The organism is Pseudomonas sp. TE3895 (assembly GCF_056278855.1).
Genome location: NZ_JBWBQE010000001.1, coordinates 323,829 through 345,380, shown reverse-complemented (window position 1 = coordinate 345,380; position 21,552 = coordinate 323,829). Strand labels below are relative to the sequence as shown.

The 21,552-nt window shown below is 60.1% G+C and carries 17 protein-coding genes and 1 riboswitch; of the genes, 15 read left to right on the top strand and 2 right to left on the bottom strand.

What is annotated here, in order from left to right; translation table 11 throughout:
* Positions 1-99 precede the first annotated feature (99 nt).
* The 5 genes from ACZ889_RS01540 to ACZ889_RS01520 all read left to right on the top strand — a co-directional run bounded on the left by ACZ889_RS01540 (position 100) and on the right by ACZ889_RS01520 (position 7,637).
* Positions 100-381 carry a hypothetical protein gene (locus ACZ889_RS01540; protein WP_047604654.1) on the top strand — a complete coding sequence of 94 codons (282 nt, stop codon included), beginning with the start codon at positions 100-102 and terminating at the stop codon, positions 379-381.
* Between the two features lie 36 nt (positions 382-417).
* Positions 418-1,224: a hypothetical protein gene (locus tag ACZ889_RS01535; protein WP_180689172.1), complete on the top strand. Its 807-nt coding sequence runs from the start codon at positions 418-420 to the stop codon at positions 1,222-1,224.
* Positions 1,225-1,382: 158 nt separating this feature from the next.
* Positions 1,383-1,598 (top strand): hypothetical protein, encoded by a 216-nt coding sequence (locus ACZ889_RS01530; protein WP_157814216.1) that lies wholly within the window; start codon positions 1,383-1,385, stop codon positions 1,596-1,598.
* 31 nt (positions 1,599-1,629) lie between these two features.
* Positions 1,630-2,205, top strand: coding sequence for a hypothetical protein (locus ACZ889_RS01525; RefSeq protein ID WP_441253034.1), 576 nt, complete (start codon positions 1,630-1,632; stop codon positions 2,203-2,205).
* An 8-nt stretch (positions 2,206-2,213) separates the two neighbouring features.
* The gene (locus ACZ889_RS01520) at positions 2,214-7,637 is read left to right on the top strand and encodes a S8 family serine peptidase (protein WP_476257135.1); all 5,424 of its coding nucleotides are present in this window, start codon (positions 2,214-2,216) and stop codon (positions 7,635-7,637) included.
* Between the two features lie 134 nt (positions 7,638-7,771).
* Here the strand turns inward: ACZ889_RS01520 and ACZ889_RS01515 are convergent, their stop codons facing one another.
* The gene (locus tag ACZ889_RS01515) at positions 7,772-9,208 is read right to left on the bottom strand and encodes a TolC family outer membrane protein (protein WP_064613788.1); all 1,437 of its coding nucleotides are present in this window, start codon (positions 9,206-9,208) and stop codon (positions 7,772-7,774) included.
* Between the two features lie 159 nt (positions 9,209-9,367).
* Positions 9,368-9,474: riboswitch (TPP riboswitch) on the top strand.
* Positions 9,475-9,629: 155 nt separating this feature from the next.
* On the opposite strand from ACZ889_RS01515, the gene thiC reads away from it, so the two are divergent.
* The 3 genes from thiC (at position 9,630) to cytX (ending at position 14,413) form a co-directional block, all read left to right on the top strand.
* Positions 9,630-11,510 carry a phosphomethylpyrimidine synthase ThiC gene (thiC, locus tag ACZ889_RS01510; protein ID WP_003249473.1) on the top strand — a complete coding sequence of 627 codons (1,881 nt, stop codon included), beginning with the start codon at positions 9,630-9,632 and terminating at the stop codon, positions 11,508-11,510.
* Positions 11,511-11,616: 106 nt separating this feature from the next.
* Positions 11,617-12,986, top strand: a protein-coding gene (locus ACZ889_RS01505) for an IS3 family transposase (protein WP_372340364.1) whose coding sequence is annotated in 2 segments (ribosomal slippage) — positions 11,617-12,114 and positions 12,117-12,986 — 1,368 coding nt in all. Because the reading frame shifts where the segments join, the coding sequence is not laid out codon by codon here.
* 143 nt (positions 12,987-13,129) lie between these two features.
* A complete protein-coding gene (gene cytX / locus ACZ889_RS01500; RefSeq protein ID WP_267825554.1) occupies positions 13,130-14,413 on the top strand; it encodes a putative hydroxymethylpyrimidine transporter CytX in 1,284 nt (427 codons plus the stop codon).
* Here cytX and ACZ889_RS01495 read toward each other — a convergent pair.
* Positions 14,382-15,128, bottom strand: coding sequence for an RsiV family protein (locus tag ACZ889_RS01495; protein ID WP_003249476.1), 747 nt, complete (start codon positions 15,126-15,128; stop codon positions 14,382-14,384). The two genes, cytX and ACZ889_RS01495, sit on opposite strands and share 32 nt — an antisense overlap.
* A gap of 185 nt (positions 15,129-15,313) precedes the next feature.
* Here ACZ889_RS01495 and ACZ889_RS01490 point away from each other — a divergent pair, with 185 nt between their 5' ends.
* From ACZ889_RS01490 to ACZ889_RS01460, 7 genes are all read left to right on the top strand, one after another.
* Positions 15,314-15,931, top strand: coding sequence for an NUDIX domain-containing protein (locus ACZ889_RS01490; RefSeq protein ID WP_179053250.1), 618 nt, complete (start codon positions 15,314-15,316; stop codon positions 15,929-15,931).
* Positions 15,922-16,374 carry a DUF1249 domain-containing protein gene (locus tag ACZ889_RS01485; protein WP_003249480.1) on the top strand — a complete coding sequence of 151 codons (453 nt, stop codon included), beginning with the start codon at positions 15,922-15,924 and terminating at the stop codon, positions 16,372-16,374. The genes ACZ889_RS01490 and ACZ889_RS01485 overlap by 10 nt, the downstream gene beginning before the upstream one ends.
* Before the next feature lie 85 nt (positions 16,375-16,459).
* On the top strand, positions 16,460-17,260 hold the full coding sequence (gene cpdA / locus ACZ889_RS01480) for a 3',5'-cyclic-AMP phosphodiesterase (protein ID WP_476257134.1): 801 nt from the start codon (positions 16,460-16,462) through the stop codon (positions 17,258-17,260).
* A 241-nt stretch (positions 17,261-17,501) separates the two neighbouring features.
* Positions 17,502-18,110 (top strand): YqiA/YcfP family alpha/beta fold hydrolase, encoded by a 609-nt coding sequence (locus ACZ889_RS01475; protein WP_003249484.1) that lies wholly within the window; start codon positions 17,502-17,504, stop codon positions 18,108-18,110.
* A gap of 35 nt (positions 18,111-18,145) precedes the next feature.
* Positions 18,146-20,050 (top strand): DNA topoisomerase IV subunit B, encoded by a 1,905-nt coding sequence (parE, locus tag ACZ889_RS01470; RefSeq protein WP_003249486.1) that lies wholly within the window; start codon positions 18,146-18,148, stop codon positions 20,048-20,050.
* Positions 20,047-21,033, top strand: a complete 987-nt coding sequence (locus tag ACZ889_RS01465) for an esterase-like activity of phytase family protein (protein WP_004577398.1) — start codon at positions 20,047-20,049, stop codon at positions 21,031-21,033. Before parE ends, ACZ889_RS01465 begins: the two co-directional genes overlap by 4 nt.
* Positions 21,030-21,548 (top strand): retropepsin-like aspartic protease family protein, encoded by a 519-nt coding sequence (locus ACZ889_RS01460; protein ID WP_003249490.1) that lies wholly within the window; start codon positions 21,030-21,032, stop codon positions 21,546-21,548. Before ACZ889_RS01465 ends, ACZ889_RS01460 begins: the two co-directional genes overlap by 4 nt.
* Positions 21,549-21,552: the final 4 nt, after the last annotated feature.

Here is a 21,552-nt window from a genome sequence, read left to right as displayed (position 1 = left end):
GAAGTTAACCTCTTCTGATTAGGGGCGGTAAGTGGAAATTAAAGTTGAGGTGTTAACGTTTGCCAAGTACGGGGATGTCCAAGGGGGAGAGTATTTCTGATGACGATATTGAAGATGAGCGGCGCGGCGCTGATGTATAGCGCTCAAATAGAACTGGCCAAGGATATTTTACGCGTAGGGGATAAAGACGCACCGCTGACAATATGTATGGCTGTGCGTGCAGAAGTGATTGTGGATGGGCGCAGAGTTATCAGTTTCTTCTTGAACCCCCTGCAGCGGCACAGTGGTTCAGATGCGTTTGGGGCTGGGAGCAGCATTTCCGTGTTGTGCGAAAGAAATTTTGGAAAAGTTTATGCGTTGTCTGAAGCGCAGTTTGCTTAGTGCCTGATATGGGCAGTCTGGCTCTAGGGAGGGGTGATGATTAGTTTCAGGTATATCTTTCTCTTTGTGAAGGTGCTGTTCGGAAAGCTAATTGCGCTGTGTAGAAGATTTGGTTTGGTGCTGTGGGGTTCTAGCAAATTGTTGTTGTTGCTAAGTGTGGTGTGGTTGTTGGTCTCCATTGTTATTGCCCCGACTTGGGCGCCGAAGAAGCTGACGACCCCTAATCCAATGGTGTGTGGAAAGGTCTCGGGTGTTGTTTATGAGCTCCCTAGGAGGTATGTGATCTATTGGCCTGAGGATGAGGGCAAGAGTTCTTGGGAGCCGGTATTTATAAATATCAAAAAAGGCTGTGGTGCAAACTTGGCGTCACTCTATATGGCAATGAGTTGGCCGGAGATGCAGCCCGTCTCTTACGGTGAGGCGACGTCTTTTCGCTTTGATGGGATATCGGTCGCAATTGGGCCTTGGCTGCATGGGGAAGCGGGGTTGAGAAAACAGCTCCAGCATTATCTTCGTGAAACACCCGCGGCTCTAGTTAAGGCTAGCAAGCTGAACGAAGATCTCGGCCTAAATTTTCTCGAGGGTGTTGATAGTGAATTTCCTAATCGGCGCAAGGGCTTTTTCTGGCTGGAGGCCAAGGGACGCATGCAATACATCGGTTATTGCAACTGGGTGGAACCCAAGGCCAATTACTCGCGTTGCTATTTGAAGTTTTTGATACCCGGAGGGGATGCAATTGTTAATGTGGAGTTTTTATGGGAGAGGCTTGGGGAGTGGCATAACATTGCTTTGGCAGTGGGTGAGTTTTTCATGAATGCTGCGAGGTATCGGGTCGATAAATGATCAGGATGGAAATGTCCGATGTGGAAGAGGCGCGTCAGGCTTAGCGTGATAAGAGGGCTGGCTCTTGTGAGTGTTGATTTTTTTTCGGGGTGAGTTGAGGTGTGTGATTAATAGAATTGAAGAATTGCAAGGCGAGGTGTAAGGCAAGGAGAAGGGAAATGATCAAAGTTAGATTCTGCCCTCTTTTGGTTGCATGTCCGAGAAAGCTTGAAGGAGCGCTAAGTCATTATGAGAAAAATACCATGTTTGTTTTTCCTATGGGCTTGGAATTTTTTGAGGCTTTGCTCCGCTGTACTCTTGTTGACTCCCGTGCTGGTGATGATAGTTGTGGCTTGGAAAAGCGAACCTTGGAAGCCAGGGGAGGTAACGTTTGATCCTTTCGTGTGCGGCAGAATTTCAGGGGAAGTGTACAAGTTCTCTAGGTTGTACTTTCCATTTTGGCCAGAATATGAGGGAAAAAGCTCTTTTGATCCTGGCTTTATTTATAACAAAAAAGGCTGTGACGCAAACCTGGTATCTGTATTTTTGTCAATGACCTGGCCAGAGCTCGAGCCGGCGGATGACAGTTTAGTGTTCCGGCAGGGCTTGGAGCATGAGGGGCTGTTGGTCGCAGTGGGCCCGATAACTGCAAGAGAGGGGGATTTACGGCGTCAACTCGAGTTTCTTTTGCGGAAAAGCCCAGCAGAAACAATAACGCTTGCTGAGTACGATGAGTCAAGCAGCCTCTATCGTGTAGAGGCGCGTGACACGATTTTTGAAAATCACAAGAAGCTTATCTATTGGCAGGGTGAGCTCGATGACTTGGCTGCTGTGGGGTATTGCAGCTGGCGCCCGAAAGTGCCGAATTACTATTCGTGCGGAATGACATTTGTAGTGTTTGGAGACGTACTCGTCAAGGTGATAATGCGCCCTGATAAGTTAGTGCGGTGGTTGGAAGTGAGGCGCTCAGTGGTCGATTTTTTAATTAATAGCAGAAGATGAGGTGGCAAATGTCGGGGTTGACAAAAGAAGATATAGCGGTTGCGCGTAAAATTTTTGAGTCCAAAGGTGTTGGGGATATGTATGACTATATGGCTATGAAGGGGGATCGATATGCCGTGCTTGCCAATGGCGTTGCTAAAGGCAACTCCATAGCAGGGTTGGCTGCTATAAATTTCATGAAACGAACTGAGGCAGATGCCGGGCGCCCCATGAGCGAGGCAGATGTTGAAGAAGTAAGATTGGAAATGGGGAAAGCTTATTTGGAGCTTCAAGAGCGCAGGGTGATGGATGGTACGTTAGATGGTGATCCAAATCATATGGAGGTTTGGGATTTCCATAGTGACGTATTTAAAAGCTTGGGTAGGTCGAAAGATGCCTGGACTTTGAATTCTGTGTTTGAGTTAACCGATCCGGAGTATCGCGAGTCATATTGGAAAAAGGTACTGGATGCGGCGGGAAGCCCGGGTAGTGAGTTTTGGTTGTCCATTCAGACTGATAGTAGAATGGCTAATAGCACTGTAGTGGCTCCGGATGATATGCGTGGCATGGCCAAGTATTGGAAATCTCGTATTGATTCGCCGACCGCCATTGCATCTTTTCTTTATTCAATAGGAGAAGTTGCGGGAAATGGCTTGGCCAGTGTGATCTCCGAACTCGTAGATTCTGAGAACCCAGGGGCTATAGATCCATCCTTGAACATCGAAATCACCCCCACAACCGAATCCCGCCGCGACCTCCAAGGCCAGGACGATATCCGCAATGACGTCTCCAACGGCTACGTCGATCGTCGCCTGACCCACAGTATCGCATTCACCGACAGCACCCTCGACAACACCGACTTCACCTCCGCTCAGTTGGGCAGTTTGGCCAGCGGTGGTGTTCGCCCCGGCGAGCTCCAGATCGACCCCAACGTGCGACCCAATCAGCATCTGGCTCAGTTCTATCGTGATGGCAATGAACAACCGGATTTCAGCCTGCGCAATGCCGTGGTACTCAACGGGTTGGCAGCAATGACTACGCTGAACACGTTTGTCGACCCGCTCTTGCTCGACCTGAGCGGCAAGGGCGTTGGCCTGACGGGTATCGAGGAAGGCGTACTGTTCGATATCGATAACAGTGGTTCACTGCGCCGCACCGGCTGGGCAGATCGGCTGACCGGCATGCTGGTGCATGACAACGGTACCGGCCAGGTGAGCAACGTCAGCCAGCTGTTCTCCGAATACTACGGCGGCAAGGCAGGCAGCGACGGCAGCTCTGGTGAAACACCGTTCAAGGATGGCTTCGCCGCCCTGGCAAGTGTTGACGCCAACGCCGATGGCGTCATCAACGTTGAAGACGCCGTGTGGGCGCAATTGAAAGTGTGGGTCGATGGCAACCACGACGGGCGTGCCGATGCCGGTGAGCTGAGGGCATTGCAGGAGCATGGCATTAGCCAGATCAAGCTCGGCCAGGTCGAGCCGGTAGGAGAGGTGCGTCAGGGTAACGAGGTCATTTCCCGAGGCGCTTTCACTGTTAATGGTGAGGACCGGGAAGTACTGGCGGTGAGGTTTCTCGCCGATACCGTCGGTAATCGGATCGAGGCCCAGGAGGGTGGCACTCTACTGACTTCGTCAAGCGGGCCCACTTCCCGAAGGGCCTACATCAGCCAGAGTGCTCAAGGCAGCACGCTGGACGCCGCAGCGCTCGGCGTACAGACGCTGTACGGCAGCGCGGGCGATGATGTCTTGACCGCGGCTCCAGAGGGCAGTTGGCTGGTTGGTGGCGGTGGCAGCAACACCTATCACGGCGGGGCGGGCGACGATGTATTCGTGATCAGTGCCAGCGACGATTGGGCGAACATGCAGGGCAATGGTGGGCGCGACACGGCACTGATCGTGGGGGAGCATGGCGTTGGGCTGAACATGGCCAAGGCCGGGCTGACCATCGCGCAAGGCGGGCGGGGTAAGGACATCATCGCCAGCGGCGGTCAACGCGGAGTTTTCATCAAGGGCGGCTCGGGCGACAGCTTGCTGATTGGCGGGGGCGGCAACGATGTGCTTGTGGGGGGTACAGGCCGTAACGACATCATTGGCGGTACCGGCAAGTCGGTGATCTATGCGGGCCCCAAGGGGGATCGCATCCGGGCCTCGGCGGGCGGAAGTATCATTTACGCCGGTGGTGGCGCTGATCGGATTACGGGCGGTGCTGCCGATGACGTGATCGAGGCCGGACGCGGCGATGCCACGATCGACGGAGGCGCAGGCACCAACCTGGTCAGTTTGCATGGTGCTCACGACGAGTACCTGATCACACGTACCGAATCGGGCCACCTGATCACCGACACCGTGGCGGGACGAGATGGCCGTCTGAGCTTGAGCAACATCCAGAAACTCAGCTTCGCCGACATTGCTGCCATCGATCTTCTCGGCGGGGGCGCCATGCCAATCGGCGACAGGCTCTCGCCTGAGCAACTGGCTACATTCGCCACCACTGACACGGCGCTGATAGTCCCTGCAACGGCGCTGCTGGGCAATGACCAGCCACTTGGCAGCAGCGGGCCATTGCGCATCGCCTCAGTCAGCGCTGGCAAGGGTGCAACAGTGCGGCTGAATGAGCAGGGTGATGTGGAGGTCACGCCGTTGCCAGGCCATGACGGTGATGTCAGTTTCCGCTACGACTTGGTCGATGCTGCCGGCAACGCCTCCATGAGTGTGACCGAGGTGGGCAGTGCTGCATCAGCACCCTTGCGGGCAACGGTAACGTTGCGCCATGAACAATCCCCCGCTGACCCGCTGTCGGGGCGGCAGTGGTATCTGGACGAGATCAATGTCGCGCCGGTATGGCGTGACTTCACGGGCAAGGGGGTGAGGATAGGGCAGTTCGAGCCGGGTGGGGAGTTTGCCGTGGCGCCGGAAATCTTCGACATCGGGCACCCCGATCTCAAGCCGAATATCGATCCCATCTGGCTGCAAACCCAACGCACCAATGGCACGCTGCCCGCTCTGGCGTCCAATCACGCCACTCAAGTGGCTGGGGTCATGGTTGGCGCGCGCAATGATCAAGGAGGGATCGGCATCGCATATGAGGCGAAGATCGGCGGGCACTACCTGGCCAACAAAGGCGATGACCTGACCAATCTGGGGCAAATGGTCAACTACGACATAGCCAACAACAGTTGGGGTTTCAAAACGGACTTCGGACTTACAAATGTTCCAGAAGGAAAAGTCGATACTGCTCTGGCGCTGGCGTTCAGCACTACGCTTGCCGCCACCAACGGCCGTGGTGGGCTAGGCACCATCGTCGTCGCCTCTGGTGGCAACCAGCGCCATAAAGGCGGTAATGCACAGGGCTCGCTGACCAACAACAACCGCCACGCCATTGAAGTGGCGGCCATCAACGCAAAGGCAGACCTCTCGGTACTGCAAGCTGCCACGGCACCCTTTTCCAATCCAGGCTCCAGCTTGCTGGTCGCTGCACCGGGGAGCCATGTTCTATCCAGTGGCGTCAGCCTTGAAGCGGAGCGCGGTGCGTCGGTCGGCAGCGCCTACAGCACGACTCAGGGCACCAGCTTCGCCGCGCCGATCGTCTCAGGCGTGGTGGCGTTGATGTTGCAGGCCAACCCGGGGTTGGGTTATCGGGATGTTCAGCAGATCCTCGCACTGTCTGCGCGCAAAGTGGATGACGCATCAACCCAATGGGCTTACAACGCAGGGCGCAATTGGAATGGCGGTGGCATGCACGCCAGCCACGACTACGGCTTTGGCATGATCGACGCCCGCGCCGCGGTGCGCCTTGCCGAGTCCTGGGGGAGCCGGGCGACCAAGGCCAATGAACGGCTGCTGACAGCCAGCAGTGCACCAGTGGCTCAACAGGTTGCGGCGGGGCAGGTTGCGACTTTGTCTTTGACCCTGCCGGCTGATTTGCTGGTGGAGCATGTGGAGGTCGATGTCCACTCGATGGTCGGCCGCCTTGGCGACATGACGCTCACGCTGGTGTCGCCTGGCGGCACGCGCAGCGTACTGCTCGATCGCACAGGCAAGGCGCCGGGCTCTGGTGATGACGATCTGGGCGATTCGCGTTCAGGGGCGTTCAAATATGGGTTCATGTCGACCCATCATCGCGCAGAGCGCTCGGCTGGGGAGTGGAAGCTTGAGGTGCGTAATGCTGTTGCTGGCTTACCGTTAACGCTTGATCGCTGGACGCTGCGCCTCGTCGGCAGCCCCGGCACCACCGATGATGTCTATTACTTCACCGACGACTACGCGAACCTGGTGGCAGAAAACCCAGGGCGCGCGAAGCTTGACGATGCCATCAGCGGCACCGCTGGCGGGCGCAATACGTTGAACGCGGCTGCAGTAAGTCGCAGTATCTCGGTGGATCTGGCCAGCGGCAGCGCCAGTATTGCCGGTGCGGCGCTCACCATAGCCCCTGGTTCGGTGCAAAACCTTATCAGTGGTGATGGCGACGATACCTTGATCGCCGGGCCCGCCGGGGCATTACTGGATGGTGGCCGTGGGTACAATCTCCTCAAGGGGGGTGAGGGTACCGACCGCTTTGTCATCCACAGGCGTGCAGGCGGTAACGATGTACTCAAGCAGTTCGAGACTTCGCGTGAGGTGATCGACCTGGTCGGCTTTGGTGGTTCAGGGTTTGCTGACTTGCAGATGCAACAGGACGGCAATTCGACTGTGCTCGACCTTGGCAGTGGGCAGAAGCTGACGCTTGCGGACACTACGATTGCCGAACTGCGGTCAGCGAACTTCCGTTTCCTTGACGCTTTCACCGCTGCGCCAGGTTATTTCGAGGGCAGCCCTGAAGAGCAGACGACCCCGCCTGTCACCGCGAATGTTCTGCTTACCGGTGGTGCAGGTGGCGTGTCGCTTGCCAGTGACGCATCCGGGCAGTTGGTGGCTTCTTTGGCAGGCACGGTATATTCCCCGCCGACGGTTGCGCCCAGCGTGTTTCTGGTGACAAAACAAGAAGGTGTGAGCGACTACAAGAACACCCTTCGGGGGTTCCGACACGGTATCGACAAGATTGACCTGACCCAGGTAGGCATCAGTCGCTTCGAGGATCTGCACGTCAGCAAAGTCCAGCGCTTCAAACTCAATGACTTTGCGCAGATTCACGGTGTAGCCGTTGATACCCAGGCAGTGCCGGGGCAGGAAGGTATTGTGAAGATGCTGTACCTGGATGCGCTCGAAGTTGCGCAGGTGACCGCGGAGGACTTTATCTTTGCGCAGCCGGCAATGGTCACATCTGAAGCGGTTGCCGTGCCTGAGATTTCCGCCCTTTCAGCAGGGTCATCGCTGGTTGCTGTCGAGCACTCGCTACCGAGCCTGGGGAATCTTGTTGACGCAATGGCTGCGTTCGCCCCTGAACCTGCGGGGCCTGTGCTTATCGGTGATATGTCGGCGCAACGCATCGACTCGACGATTGCCGTAGCCGCCTAGGCGTTGTCGTTCAGGGCTGGAGTGATATTGGAGGCCTATCGCCAGCAAGCCAGCTCTCACAGGTGCATCATGCCTTCAGGCCTGGCACGGTACGTGTGGGAGTGGGCTTGCCCGCGAATGGTCCAGCCCCTACCTCAAGGCCTGCGCTCGAAGTTCTTGGCCGCTGCTGCCGCCAGGTCCGGCGGCAGGAAGTCCTTGTCCGGGTTGTAGTCAGGTTTCAGGTAGCGCTTCAGGTCCTGCAGGTCTTGCGGGCTCAGGGTGCCGGCTGCCTGCTTCAGGCTCAGGTTGTCGAGGATGTAGTCGTAACGGCTATTGTTGTAGTCGCGCACCGAGGTGTACAGCTGGCGCTGGGCATCAAGCACGTCGACGATGTTGCGGGTACCGACCTGGTAGCCGATTTCGGTGGCTTCCAGCGCGCTCTGGTTGGAAATGATCGACTGCTTGCGCGCCTGTACCTGTTCCACATCGGTGTTCACTGCGCGGTGCAGGTTGCGGGTGTTTTCCACGACCTGGCGGCGCAGGCTTTCACGCTGTTGCTCGCTCTGGCTCAGGCGCTGGTAAGCCTCGCGTACCTGCGAGCTGGTCAGGCCGCCACTGTAGATCGGTATGTTCAGTTGCAGGCCAACGCTGGTCTGCTCGACGTCGCCGCCGTAGCGCACGTTTTGCTGCGGCGCCGGGTTGGTGAAGCCAAGGCTGTCGTTGTCACCCTTCTGGTACTTGGCCACGGCGTCCAGTGTCGGTGCATGCCCGGCCTTGCGCTGACGCAGGGTCTCTTCTGCGGCAGAAACCGCGTAGTTGGTGGCCAGCAGGTTGAGGTTCTGGCGCCCGGCGGTTTCGACCCAGGCTTTGGCATCGTTGGGCGTTGGCACTTGTACCGGCAGGCTATGCACCACGCCCTGGATAGAGGTGTACTCACGGTTGGTCAGGGTCACCAAGGCCTCGAAGGCATCCTGCACCTGGCGTTCGGCGATGATCCGGTTGGCCCGTGCAGTGTCATAACTGGCTTGGGATTGCAGCACGTCGGTCTTGTCCGAAAGGCCCACGTCGAAACGCTCGTTGGACTGATCCAGCTGGCGCTTGAAGGCGGCTTCTTCTGCCTTGGTGGCGGCCAGGTTGTCCTGGGCGCGGAGGACGGCGAAGTAGTTTTGCGCGGTTTGCAGGATCAGGTTTTGCTCGGTCGCCGACAGCTCCAGTGCTGCCTGTTCGTTGACTGCTTCGGCGGCTTGCAACTGGAACCAGCGATCAGCGCGGAAGATCGGCTGAGCCAAGGTCGCGCTCCAGGCGTTGCCGCTGCGATTGGACGTCATGGACGGCTCGTCCAGCTTGGTGCGGGTGTTCATCATCTCGGCACCGGCCGACAGGTTTGGCAGCAACCCGGCGCGGGCCTGCGGCACCACTTCGCGGCGTGCCCCGTAATCGGCGCGTGCTGCAGCCAGGTCAGCGTTGTTGTCCACTGCTTCCTGGTAGACGCTGACCAGATCGGTTTTGACTGTCGAAGGCACGTCCGCTGCCCAGACCACTCCGTTGGACGCACAAGACACGGCTATCGCCAGTGAGAGTTTGCGCAGCATAGAGGCAATCCTTGTACGAAATTAATTACTGAACTGTTGAGTATCGAGCGATGGGCCAGTGTAGTGCCATGCGCACCCGGCAACAATCGCTCGGTGTGCCTTTCATCATCCGCGCATTTACCTGCTTGGCTTTGCTGACCACTCCAGTCTAGACTGCGCATGTTCTTGTCGGGGTGCCTTGAAGCAAAGGCTGAGATCGCAGAGGTGCGGATCCCGTTGAACCTGATCAGGTTAGCGCCTGCGTAGGGAACAAGATTGCTCGCCTTCCCGGGGAGCCTCTTGTGCCAGGTCCGGGATTGTCACAGCTGCATACAGCTTCAGGCACCCCCCATGTCCGGCACTGCACCCAAAGAGGGTGCGTCCGCGCGTTTCAGGTTCACCCCGACATTCCACTGCTAGGAAGCCGTCAGGAGAGCCTGTGATGACCAAACAAGAAAAAGCGATCAACCTCAGCGAATCGGCACAAGTCGATCAGCAGTCCGTGCAACCTTTTCCGCGTTCGCGCAAGGTGTATGTCGAAGGCTCGCGCCCGGACATCCGTGTCCCCATGCGTGAAATCAGCCTGGATGACACCCCGACCGATTTCGGCGGCGAGTCCAACGCCCCGGTGCTGGTGTATGACACGTCTGGCCCGTACACCGACCCCGACGTGATCATCGACGTGCGCAAAGGCCTGGCCGATGTGCGTTCGGCGTGGATCGAAGCCCGCGGTGACACCGAGCGCCTGGAAGGCCTGAGCTCCGACTTCGGTCAGCAGCGCCTGAACGATGCAGAGCTGGCCAAGCTGCGTTTCGCCCATGTGCGCAACCCGCGTCGTGCCAAGGCCGGCGCCAACGTCTCGCAGATGCACTATGCCCGTCAGGGCATCATCACCGCCGAAATGGAATACGTGGCCATCCGCGAAAACATGAAGCTGCAGGAGGCCCGCGCCGCCGGCCTGCTGAATGAGCAACATGCCGGCCACAGCTTCGGTGCCAACATCCCGAAAGAAATCACCCCTGAATTCGTTCGCCAGGAAATCGCCCGTGGCCGCGCGATCATTCCGGCCAACATCAACCACCCGGAAGTAGAGCCGATGATCATCGGTCGCAACTTCCTGGTGAAGATCAACGGCAACATCGGCAACAGCGCCCTGGGTTCCTCGATCGAGGAAGAGGTGGCCAAGCTGACCTGGGGCATCCGCTGGGGATCGGACACGGTCATGGACCTGTCCACCGGCAAGCACATCCACGAAACCCGCGAGTGGATCATTCGCAACTCGCCGGTGCCGATCGGTACCGTGCCGATCTACCAGGCCCTGGAAAAGGTCAACGGCGTGGCAGAGGACCTGACCTGGGAACTGTTCCGCGACACCCTGATCGAGCAGGCCGAACAGGGCGTGGACTACTTCACCATTCACGCCGGTGTGTTGCTGCGCTATGTGCCCCTGACCGCCAAGCGCGTCACCGGCATCGTCAGCCGCGGTGGCTCGATCATGGCCAAGTGGTGCCTGGCGCACCACAAGGAAAACTTCCTGTACACCCACTTCGACGAAATCTGCGAAATCATGAAGGCCTACGACGTCAGCTTCTCGCTGGGCGACGGCCTGCGCCCTGGCTCGATTGCCGACGCCAACGACGCCGCGCAATTCGGTGAGCTGGAAACCCTCGGCGAGCTGACCAAGATTGCCTGGAAGCACGACGTGCAATGCATGATCGAAGGCCCCGGCCACGTGCCGATGCAGTTGATCAAAGAGAACATGGACAAGCAGCTGGAGTGCTGCGACGAGGCGCCGTTCTACACCCTCGGCCCACTGACCACCGACATCGCGCCGGGTTACGACCACATCACCTCGGGCATTGGTGCGGCGATGATCGGCTGGTTCGGTTGCGCCATGCTCTGCTACGTCACGCCGAAGGAGCACTTGGGCCTGCCGAACAAGGACGACGTCAAGACCGGCATCATCACCTACAAGATCGCCGCGCATGCCGCCGACCTTGCCAAGGGCCACCCGGGTGCACAGATTCGCGACAACGCCTTGTCCAAGGCGCGTTTCGAGTTCCGTTGGGAAGACCAGTTCAACCTGGGCCTCGACCCTGACACTGCCCGCGCTTTCCACGACGAGACCCTGCCGAAGGAATCGGCCAAGGTCGCGCACTTCTGCTCGATGTGCGGGCCGAAGTTCTGCTCGATGAAGATCACCCAGGAAGTGCGTGAGTACGCAGCCAAGATCGAGGCCGTGGATGTGACGGTCGAGCAAGGCATGCGTGAGCAGGCCGAGCGGTTCCGCCAGGAAGGCAGCCAGCTGTACCACAAAGTCTAAGCACGCTGGGGCCGCTTTGCGGCCCTTTCGCGACGCAAGGCCGCTCCCACAAGGACCTGAGCTGCGCCCCAGATGTTGGACATCTGTCCATCATCTGGGGGTTTTCATGAGCAAGTACTCAACACAATTCAAGCAGTCAGCCATCCAGGCTTTCCTCAAGCGTGGCCGAGGCTTTCGCCACATCGCGGCGCTGTTTCAAATCGATCCGACTTTGCTGCGCCGTTGGGTCATGTCCTATCAGTTACATGGTGAGGCCAGCTTCGAGAAGCCTGGCGGTCATTACAGCAGCGAGTTCAAGCTTTCTGTGCTCTACCGTATGTGGCGCGAGAAGCTGTCGCTCCGGGCCACCGCAGCGTTGTTCAACCTGGGTAACTCATCTCAGGTGCGGCACTGGGAGGAACAGTATTACAGTGGCGGCTTCCAAGCCCTGTCCTCAAGCAAAAAGATATTGGTTAACCCTATGCCTAAAGCCCCGCGCAAGCCCGAAGAGACCGCTCCCAAACCTATCGAGGAGCTTACCCATGCGGAGCTGCTCAAGAGACTTCGCCAGCTTGAAGCGGAGAACGCCTACCTAAAAAAGCTCGAGGAGCTCGACGAGGAGAAGGCGAGGCTGAAGAAAGCCAGGAAAAAACCCGGCTAGTAAGGGCTTTGCGCGAACACTACCCGTTTGCCGATCTGCTCAAGGCTGCCGGCCTGCCACGCAGTACTTACTATTACCAGCTAGGGCTGCTTGAGGCCGGGGATAAGTGTGCCTCTCTCAAAATCTCGATCCAGGAGATCTGCGACCGACATCGCGGTCGTTATGGTTATCGGCGGGTTACCTCTGCGCTGCGCAGTTCTGGGCAGTTGGTTAACAGTAAAAAGGTGCGCCGGCTGATGGCTGCTCTAGACCTCAAGTGCACGGTCCGTCCGAAGAAGTACAAGGCGTATCGGGGCCTGATGGGAGAAGCCGCGCCTAATATTCTCAAGCGTAATTTCCAGGCTGATCAGCCTAACCAGAAGTGGGTTACCGATGTCACTGAGTTCAAAGTGGCGGGTGAAAAGCTGTACCTCTCGCCTGTAATGGATCTGTACAACGGCGAAATCGTGACGTATCGCACCGACACCAGACCGCGCTTCACCTTGGTCGGCGAAATGCTGGAGCGCGCGATTCAACTGCTTCCGGCGGGCAACAAACCACTGCTGCACTCGGACCAAGGATGGCACTACCGATACCCTGATTACTGTGCACGTGTGAAGGAAGCAGGGCTTGAGCAAAGCATGTCACGCAAAGGTAACTGCCTGGACAACGCCGCGATGGAGAGTTTTTTCGGCACGCTGAAATCGGAATACTTCTACCGTGAGCGCTTCAAAAGCGTCGCAGAGCTACAGGCGGGACTGGATGAGTACATCCACTATTACAACCATGACCGCATTAAAATGAAACTCAACGGCCTGAGTCCTGTGGCTTACAGAACTCAAGCTGAGGTAGCCTAGCACCGACCGTCCAACATCTGGGGCGCAGCTCAACCGCGCAAGCCTCGAAGCCTGCGTGGTTTTTGTGGGAGCGGCCTTGCGTCGGGATACGAGGACGAAGTCCTCGCCAGGAACACCAACAATATTGCCGGCGAGCGCCAACCATGACATCACCCAGCCAGTTCTCTCCCGACCATCCAATCCCCATCCAGCAGCGCATCTTCGGTGCTCGCGACCTGTTTTCACTGTGGTTTTCCCTGGGCATCGGCCTGATGGTGCTGCAGGTCGGCGCCATGCTGGCGCCAGGCCTAGGCCTTGCTGGCGCCGTGCTGGCCATCGCCCTGGGCACCGGTGTCGGTGTGCTGTTGCTGGGTGCGGCGGGGGTTATCGGCAGCGACACCGGCCTGTCCGCCATGGGCACCCTGAAACTCAGCCTGGGCAGCCATGGCGCGCGCTTGCCGGCGCTGCTCAACTTGCTGCAACTGGTGGGTTGGGGCGCTTTCGAGATTATCGTCATGCGCGATGCTGCCAGCTTGCTGGGTGCGCGAGCGTTCGGTGAGGAAAGTGCCTGGAACAGCCCCATGCTCTGGACGCTGTGCTTCGGTGCCCTGGCCACCCTGCTGGCTGTCAGCGGGCCACTGGCCTTCGTGCGCAAGGTGCTGCGCGCCTGGGGCATCTGGTTGTTGCTGGGCGCCTGTCTGTGGCTGACCTGGAACCTGTTCGCCAAGGCCGACCTGGCGGAGCTGTGGAACCGAGCCGGGGATGGTTCGATGTCGCTGGCGGTTGGCTTCGATATCGTCATCGCCATGCCGCTGTCCTGGCTGCCGCTGATCGCGGACTACTCGCGCTTTGCCCGCAATGGCAAGCATGTGTTCGGCGGCACGGTCGTTGGCTACTTCATCGGCAACACTTGGCTGATGAGCCTGGGCGTGGCCTACACGCTGGCGTTCGCCGCCAATGGCGAAGTCAATGCCTTGCTGCTGGCCCTGGCGGGCGCCGGCATGGGGATTCCGCTGCTGCTTATTCTGCTGGACGAGTCGGAAAAGGCCTTCGCCGACATCCACTCGGCGGCGGTTTCCACCGGTGTGCTGCTACCGCTGAAGGTCGAGCACCTGGCGTTGGCCATCGGCGTGTTGTGCACCCTGATTGCCCTGTTGGCGCCACTGGCACAGTACGAAAACTTCCTGTTGCTGATCGGCTCGGTGTTCGCACCGCTGTTCGGCGTGGTGCTGATGGACCACTACGTGGTCCGTCGACGCCGTCTGCCAGCGCAGGTCAATGGCTTGCACTGGCAGGCGTTGGTGGCCTGGTTTGCCGGGGCGGTGGCCTATCACCTGATTGCCGCCAAGGCGCCGGAACTGGGCGCTACCCTGCCCGCATTGCTGCTGGCAGGTGTGCTGCATGGGCTGCTAAGCCTCAGCCGCGGCCGGGAAACAGTTCAGGCTTGAGTACGCCATTCAGGCGCGGGTAGGGGATCTTCAGCTCCACGTGGCCCATGGAATAGGGCGCGATGGCATAGACCTCGTACTTGACCACCACCGCGCCGTACGTCAGGGCGACGTGCGGCGATTTCTTGAACGGCCAGGTTTTGACGAACTCGGCATCCTTGTCCATTCCCACGCTCATCAGCCAGGCACGGTGCGATTCTTCGACGGTTTTCCAGAAGGTGTCTTCCTGGCCGGGCACCAGCATGTCCTGCAGGGTCAGCACCTTGTCCAGCTTGCGTGAATAGTTGATGAAGCCGCGCCCGGGCATGCCGTGGGCGCCACCGCTGTCCAGGTAGCTGGACAACTCGATGATCACCAGCCCGTCATGCTGCTCGCGTACCTTGGCTTGCAAGTAGCTGCTGTTACGTTTGTCGGCACTGGCCAGATATTGCTGTTCGTAGGCCTGCAGGGTGGCTGGTGCGGTGCCATGCTGATTGTCTTCGGTCAGTTGCAGCAGGCGTTTTTCGACGATGCCGTCGAGCTTGGGCAGGGCCGGGAAGTGGATCATGTCGATGTTCACCAGCGGGCAGTCGCTCTCGCTGCAGCCGGGTTTGACATGCTCCCAGGCGTCGCGCTTGACCTCGAGCGGGGCCCGGTAGTTGGGCGTGAACAGGCTCTGGCAGGCGCCCAGAGCGAGTGCCAGCACGGCCACGGAAGTCAGTTTGACAAGTGTCATGATGATCCTTGCAGAACAGGGAAAAGTCGGCCTTTGACCGTCTGCGCGGCCTTCAGTTCGCCACTAAGCTAACAGAGTGAAGGGCTGCTGTCCCGAGTGCGCCAGCGGTTGCTGGAAAGGGGTGAAACCAACAGGCGTGCGGAGTAGGATGGCGCGAAGCAGTATTTGAGGTAATGAGGATTTCCATGTCAGACGCGTTGAACGCTGTGCCCAAGGGCTTCGAAATCATCGAGCGGGCCAATTGCTTCCAGGGCTTTTACAAGCTCGACAAGTTACGCCTGCGCCACGAGCTATTTGCCGGGGGCATGGGGCGCGAGATCAGTCGCGAACTGTTTGTGCGCCACGATGCGGTATGCGTGCTGCCGTACGACCCTGTGCGCGACGAAGTGGTGCTGATCGAGCAGTTCCGCGTGGGCGCACTGGACAAGGTCGCCAACCCTTGGCTGATCGAGATGGTTGCCGGGCTGATCGACAAAGACGAGCAGCCCGAGGAAGTCGCCCATCGCGAGGCTGAAGAAGAAGCAGGCCTGACGTTCAGCGCCCTGTGGCCGATGACCCGCTACTTCCCGTCGCCCGGCGGCAGTGACGAATACGTTCACCTGTTCCTCGGCCGTTGCAGCAGCGAGGGCGCGGGAGGGCTGCATGGCCTGGAGGAAGAGGGCGAAGACATTCGCGTACGCGTGTGGGCGTTCGAGGATGCCCTGCAGGCGGTGCGCGACGGGCGCATCTGCAATGCGGCCACCATCATTGGCCTGCAATGGCTGGCGCTGAACCGTGACGAAGTAAGAGGTATGTGGAAGTGAACCTGCTGCGCGAGCGCTATCGAGTCGACCTGGTCGGGCTGCAGGCAGCCTGCGAGGCCAACTACGCCCGGCTGATGCGCTTGTTGCCCGACATGCGCACCACCCAGAGCTCGCGCCGCATCGGCATGACCCAGGGTGACCAGATGCTTGGCGTGCTGGTGCTCGACGTGGTGCTGGCCTGCCCGTACACCACAACCCTGCATGTGCGCCAGGAACACAGCCTGCCGTGGTTGCCAGTGCCACACCTGGAAGTGCAGGTGTATCACGATGCGCGCATGGCCGAAGTGGTCAGCGCCGAACACACCCGGCGCCTGCGCAGCATCTACCCGTATCCGAACGATGCCATGCACCAGCCGGACGAAAAGGCCCAGCTCAACCTGTTCCTGGGTGAATGGCTCAGCCACTGCCTGGCCTGCGGCCACGAACTGGCAAGTGTTCGCTGAATTGTGACGTGAGTCGGTTGCGGGTGTTTGCTCGTCACCGTCGCACAGCCATAATTCCCGCTGAATCCATTCGAGGAGATGGCCGTTGTCGCCGCCAGACCAATCCCGCCCCGTGCATGTGGTGCAACTGACCGATGCCCACCTGTTCGCCGACCCGGCTGGCAGCATGCTGGGCCTCAAGACCCGAGACAGCCTGCGCCACGTGGTGGCCCAGGTGCGGCGCGAGCAGCCGCTTGTCGACTTGCTGCTGTGCACGGGCGACCTGTCCCAGGATGCCAGCGTGGCATCCTATGAAGCGTTTCGTGAGCTGACCGCACCGTTTGCCGTACCCACTCGCTGGCTGCCGGGCAACCATGACGAGGCTCAGGTGATGGCGCAGGTGGCGCCGGAACTGGTGCAGGCGGTGACCGATATCGGCGCGTGGCGGGTGGTCATGCTCAACACCGCCGTGCAGGGTGCTACCCACGGGTTTTTGCAAGATGACCAGCTGGCCGTACTGGAAGCCGCCTTGAAAGAGGCCGGCGAGCGGCATTGCCTGGTGTGCTTCCACCATCAGCCAGTGGACATCGGCTGCGCCTGGATCGCGCCGATCGGCTTGCGCAATGCCCAGGCGCTGTTCGATATCGTTGAAGGATATCCACAGGTACGGGCTTTGCTATGGGGGCATGTGCATCAGGAATGGGATGAGGTCCGAGAGGGGCGGCGCCTGTTGGCCACGCCGTCGACCTGCATTCAGTTCGCGGCGCGCAGCGAAGACTTCCAGGTGAGCGAAGAGCATCCGGGGTACCGCTGGTTGCGCCTGCATGCCGACGGGCGGCTGGAGACCGGGGTGGAGCGGGCGCTGGATTTCGAGGTGAGTCTCGACTTCGATAGCCCTGGCTATTGATGATTTTGGGGCTGCTGCGCAGCCCTATCGCGACGCAAGGCCGCTCCCACAGGAGATCGCGTACCCCTGTGGGAGCGGCCTTGTGTCGCGATAGGGGCGCAAAGCGCCCCCGGCACTCTCAAAGCTGTTGAAGAATGTGTTGCTAAAACCCCTGTGCGGCGCCAAAACCCGGCGAACGCGCTACACTGCGCGTCCCTGCGCCCGCATTATCAGGCGCGAAGCCACAGATTCCGGGGGCAGCATGTCGGGTTCCATCCTCTATATCCATGGCTTCAACAGCTCGCCGCTTTCGACCAAGGCGCGTCAGCTGGAGGCAGTCATGCAGCAGCTCGGCCTGGCCGACCAGCTGCGAGTGCCGGCCCTGCACCACCACCCACGGCAAGCCATGGTCCAGCTCGAAGCGGCCATCGCCGAACTGGGGGCGCCACTGCTGGTGGGCAGTTCGCTCGGCGGCTACTATGCCACCCATCTGGCCGAGCGCCATGGCCTCAAGGCCCTGCTGGTCAACCCGGCGGTAACCCCGCACAAGCATTTTGACGGTTACCTGGGCACCCAGCGCAATCATTACAGCGGTGAAACCTGGGAACTGACCCACGATCACGTGCAGGCCTTGGCCGAGCTGGAAGTGGCGGCCCCGGCCGATGCCGACCGCTATCAAGTGTGGCTGCAGACCGCCGATGAAACCCTGGACTATCGCCACGCCGAGCGCTATTACCGTGCTTGTGCCCTGCGTATCCAGGCCGGTGGCGACCACAGCTTCCAGGGCTTTGCCGAGCGCCTGCCGGCGCTGCTGGCCTTCGCTGGCATTGCCCGTGGGCAGTATGCGGCGCTCGATTTTTCTGTATTTTGACTTTTTTGCATTCACCAGACTGACGACGAGACCCTATGGCCAATCCCAGCGCTAGCGCCTATAACGCAGACGCCATCGAAGTCCTCTCGGGCCTTGATCCGGTCCGCAAGCGGCCGGGCATGTACACCGATACCAGCCGCCCCAACCACCTGGCCCAGGAAGTCATCGACAACAGTGTCGACGAAGCACTGGCCGGCCACGCGCGCTCGGTGCAGGTCATCCTGCATGCCGACCATTCGCTGGAAGTCAGCGACGACGGCCGCGGCATGCCGGTGGACATCCATCCGGAAGAGGGCGTGTCCGGGGTCGAGCTGATCCTTACCAAGCTGCACGCCGGCGGTAAGTTCTCCAACAAGAACTATCAGTTTTCCGGCGGCCTGCACGGGGTGGGCATCTCGGTGGTCAACGCCTTGTCGACGCAGGTGCGTGTGCGCGTCAAGCGTGACGGCAATGAATACCAGATGACCTTTGCCGATGGCTTCAAGGCCAGCGAGCTGGAAGTGGTCGGCTCGGTCGGCAAGCGCAACACCGGCACCAGCGTGTACTTCAGCCCAGACCCGAAGTACTTCGACTCGCCCAAGTTTTCCATCAGCCGCCTCAAGCACGTGCTCAAGGCCAAGGCGGTATTGTGCCCGGGGCTGCTGGTCAGCTTCGAGGACAAGGCCAGCGGCGAAAAGGTGGAATGGCACTACGAGGATGGCCTGCGCTCCTACCTGGTCGACTCGGTCAACGAATTCCAGCGCCTGCCCGACGAGCCGTTCTGTGGCAGCCTGGCGGGTAACAAGGAAGCGGTTGACTGGGCTTTGCTGTGGCTGCCCGAAGGCGGCGACAGCATTCAGGAAAGCTACGTCAACCTGATCCCCACCGCCCAGGGCGGCACCCACGTCAACGGCCTGCGCCAGGGCCTGCTGGATGCCATGCGTGAGTTCTGCGAGTTCCGCAACTTGCTGCCGCGCGGGGTGAAGCTGGCGCCGGAAGACGTTTGGGAGCGCATCACCTTCGTACTGTCGATGAAGATGCAGGACCCGCAGTTCTCCGGGCAGACCAAAGAGCGCCTGTCATCGCGCGAGGCCGCCGCGTTCGTCTCCGGTGTGGTCAAGGACGCTTTCAGCCTGTGGCTCAACGCCCACCCCGAGCTGGGCATGCAACTGGCAGAACTGGCCATCAGCAACGCCGGTCGCCGCCTCAAGGCCAGCAAGAAGGTCGAGCGCAAGCGCATCACACAGGGCCCGGCATTGCCCGGCAAGCTGGCCGATTGTGCGGGCCAGGACCCGATGCGTGCCGAGTTGTTCCTGGTCGAGGGTGACTCGGCCGGTGGTTCGGCCAAGCAGGCGCGGGACAAGGAATTCCAGGCCATCCTGCCGCTGCGCGGCAAGATCCTCAACACCTGGGAAGTAGATGGTGGCGAAGTCCTGGCCAGCCAGGAAGTGCACAACATTGCCGTGGCCATTGGCGTCGATCCGGGGGCAACCGACCTTGCGCAGCTGCGCTATGGCAAGATTTGCATCCTCGCCGACGCTGACTCCGATGGTCTGCACATCGCCACATTGCTGTGTGCGCTGTTTGTTCAGCACTTCCGGGCACTGGTCGAAGCTGGGCACGTTTACGTGGCCATGCCGCCCCTGTACCGCATCGACCTGGGCAAGGAAATCTACTACGCCCTCGACGAAGCCGAGCGTGACGGCATCCTCGACCGCCTGGTGGCCGAGAAGAAGCGCGGCAAGCCGCAGGTAACACGCTTCAAGGGCCTGGGCGAGATGAACCCGCCGCAGTTGCGCGAAACCACCATGGACCCGAACACCCGGCGCCTGGTGCAGCTGACCCTGGACGACGTAGAAGCCACCTGCGAGCTGATGGACAAGCTGCTGGCCAAGAAGCGCGCCGGTGACCGCAAGAGTTGGCTGGAAACCAAGGGCAACCTGGCCGAGGTCATGGTTTGATTCGGCAAGTACTTGCCGTTTGCCTGGCGCTGGTTGCCCTGCCTTCCCTGGCGGGCAACTGGCCAGAGCTGAAGATGACAGCCGAGCACCCGATCGACGGTATGCGCGGTGGCAACCTGTCGGGGCTGGTGGAATGCCGGGGCGGGTTGTGGGGCGTGTCCGACCGTGACGACGACCGTATCTACCGCTTCGATCAGCAGAACCCCACCTGGCGCGCGCAGCCGCTTACCTTCACCCCGCCGGCTGTCCCGGAAAGCGGCCTGCCATGGGGGTTGAAGTCGCGCAACTGGGCGGCATCGTACATTCGCGGTGGCGAGCTGGATTTCGAAGGTATCACCTGTGATCAGGCGGGTAACCTCTATCTGGTCAGCGAGGCGCATGCCGCGGTGCTGCAATTGCCGCTGGAAGGCGAGCCGGACTGGTTGAGGATCGACTCGGCCATGGTGCGCCAGGCCCGGGCAAGCGGCATGCTGCTGAACTTCAATGCCCTGTTCGAAGGCCTGGCGATCAACCCCGCGGGTGACCGCCTGTGGCTGGCTGCCGAGCGTGAGCGCCGTGGCCTGCTGGCTATCGAGCGCCAGCAGTCGGTCTGGACCTGCGGGCGTGGTTGCGTGCTGCTGAGCGAGGCGGGGGTCGAAATGCAACCCGCGCAGATGCCCAATGCCAGGGCCCTGTCGCGCGACTTCGCTGACCTGGCCTGGTTCGAGGGCAAGCTGTTTACCCTCGAACGCAACGCCTACCGGGTGTGCCGACGTGATGTCGACAGTGGCAAGGTCGAGCGGTGCTGGTCGTTCGCTGCTGATGCGCTGGTCGAGTCACGGCGCTACGCGCAGCCGTTTGGCCTGGCCGAAGCACTGGTGATCGATGCCAAGGGCGCCTGGATTGGCCTGGACAACAACAACGGCGCCCGTGCCGACGGTGAAATCCGCCCAGTCGTCTGGCGCTTCGACGCACCGGAAGGTGGCTGGAGCGCCAAACCATGAGCCAGGCGCCGGGCAAGCGCGCGGGCAAGTTGCTGATGATCGTCGCTTGGGCGGCGGCGCTGTTTCTTGCCACGCGTTTTTTCGGCCAGTGGGAAGACAGCCAGCGTAATCCCAACAGCCAGGTGCAATCCGAGCATGGTCAAGGCTTTATCGAAGTGCGCCTGCTGAGTAATGGCCAGGGCCACTTCGTGGTGGATGGTGCCATCAACGGCCAGGTGGTGCATTTCATGCTCGACACCGGCGCCACCGATGTGGCGATCCCGGAGGCGTTGGCTCATGAACTGAGCCTGGAGCGCGGTAGCCCGGTGCTACTGAGCACCGCCAATGGCCGCACCGAAGGCTACCGCACGCGCCTGACCAGCCTGCAACTGGGCGATATCCGCCTGCAGAACGTACGCGCCATCGTGGTGCCGGGCCTGGATGGGGCCACCGTACTGCTGGGCATGAGTGCCCTGCAACAACTTGAATTTACCCAGCGCGGTGGCACCATGCTGCTGCGCCAGAACCTGAAATGACGAG

Bases quoted from the DNA above. Each gene is read 5' to 3' on its own strand.
- ACZ889_RS01475 (WP_003249484.1), top strand. From the start codon at position 17,502: ATGTCGGGTTCCATCCTCTATATCCATGGCTTCAACAGCTCGCCGCTT.
- thiC (WP_003249473.1), top strand. From the start codon at position 9,630: ATGACCAAACAAGAAAAAGCGATCAACCTCAGCGAATCGGCACAAGTC.
- ACZ889_RS01535 (WP_180689172.1), top strand. From the start codon at position 418: ATGATTAGTTTCAGGTATATCTTTCTCTTTGTGAAGGTGCTGTTCGGA.
- ACZ889_RS01540 (WP_047604654.1), top strand. From the start codon at position 100: ATGACGATATTGAAGATGAGCGGCGCGGCGCTGATGTATAGCGCTCAA.
- ACZ889_RS01515 (WP_064613788.1), bottom strand. From the start codon at position 9,208: ATGCTGCGCAAACTCTCACTGGCGATAGCCGTGTCTTGTGCGTCCAAC.
- parE (WP_003249486.1), top strand. From the start codon at position 18,146: ATGGCCAATCCCAGCGCTAGCGCCTATAACGCAGACGCCATCGAAGTC.
- ACZ889_RS01520 (WP_476257135.1), top strand. From the start codon at position 2,214: ATGTCGGGGTTGACAAAAGAAGATATAGCGGTTGCGCGTAAAATTTTT.
- ACZ889_RS01460 (WP_003249490.1), top strand. From the start codon at position 21,030: ATGAGCCAGGCGCCGGGCAAGCGCGCGGGCAAGTTGCTGATGATCGTC.
- ACZ889_RS01530 (WP_157814216.1), top strand. From the start codon at position 1,383: ATGATCAAAGTTAGATTCTGCCCTCTTTTGGTTGCATGTCCGAGAAAG.
- cytX (WP_267825554.1), top strand. From the start codon at position 13,130: ATGACATCACCCAGCCAGTTCTCTCCCGACCATCCAATCCCCATCCAG.
- ACZ889_RS01490 (WP_179053250.1), top strand. From the start codon at position 15,314: ATGTCAGACGCGTTGAACGCTGTGCCCAAGGGCTTCGAAATCATCGAG.
- ACZ889_RS01495 (WP_003249476.1), bottom strand. From the start codon at position 15,128: ATGACACTTGTCAAACTGACTTCCGTGGCCGTGCTGGCACTCGCTCTG.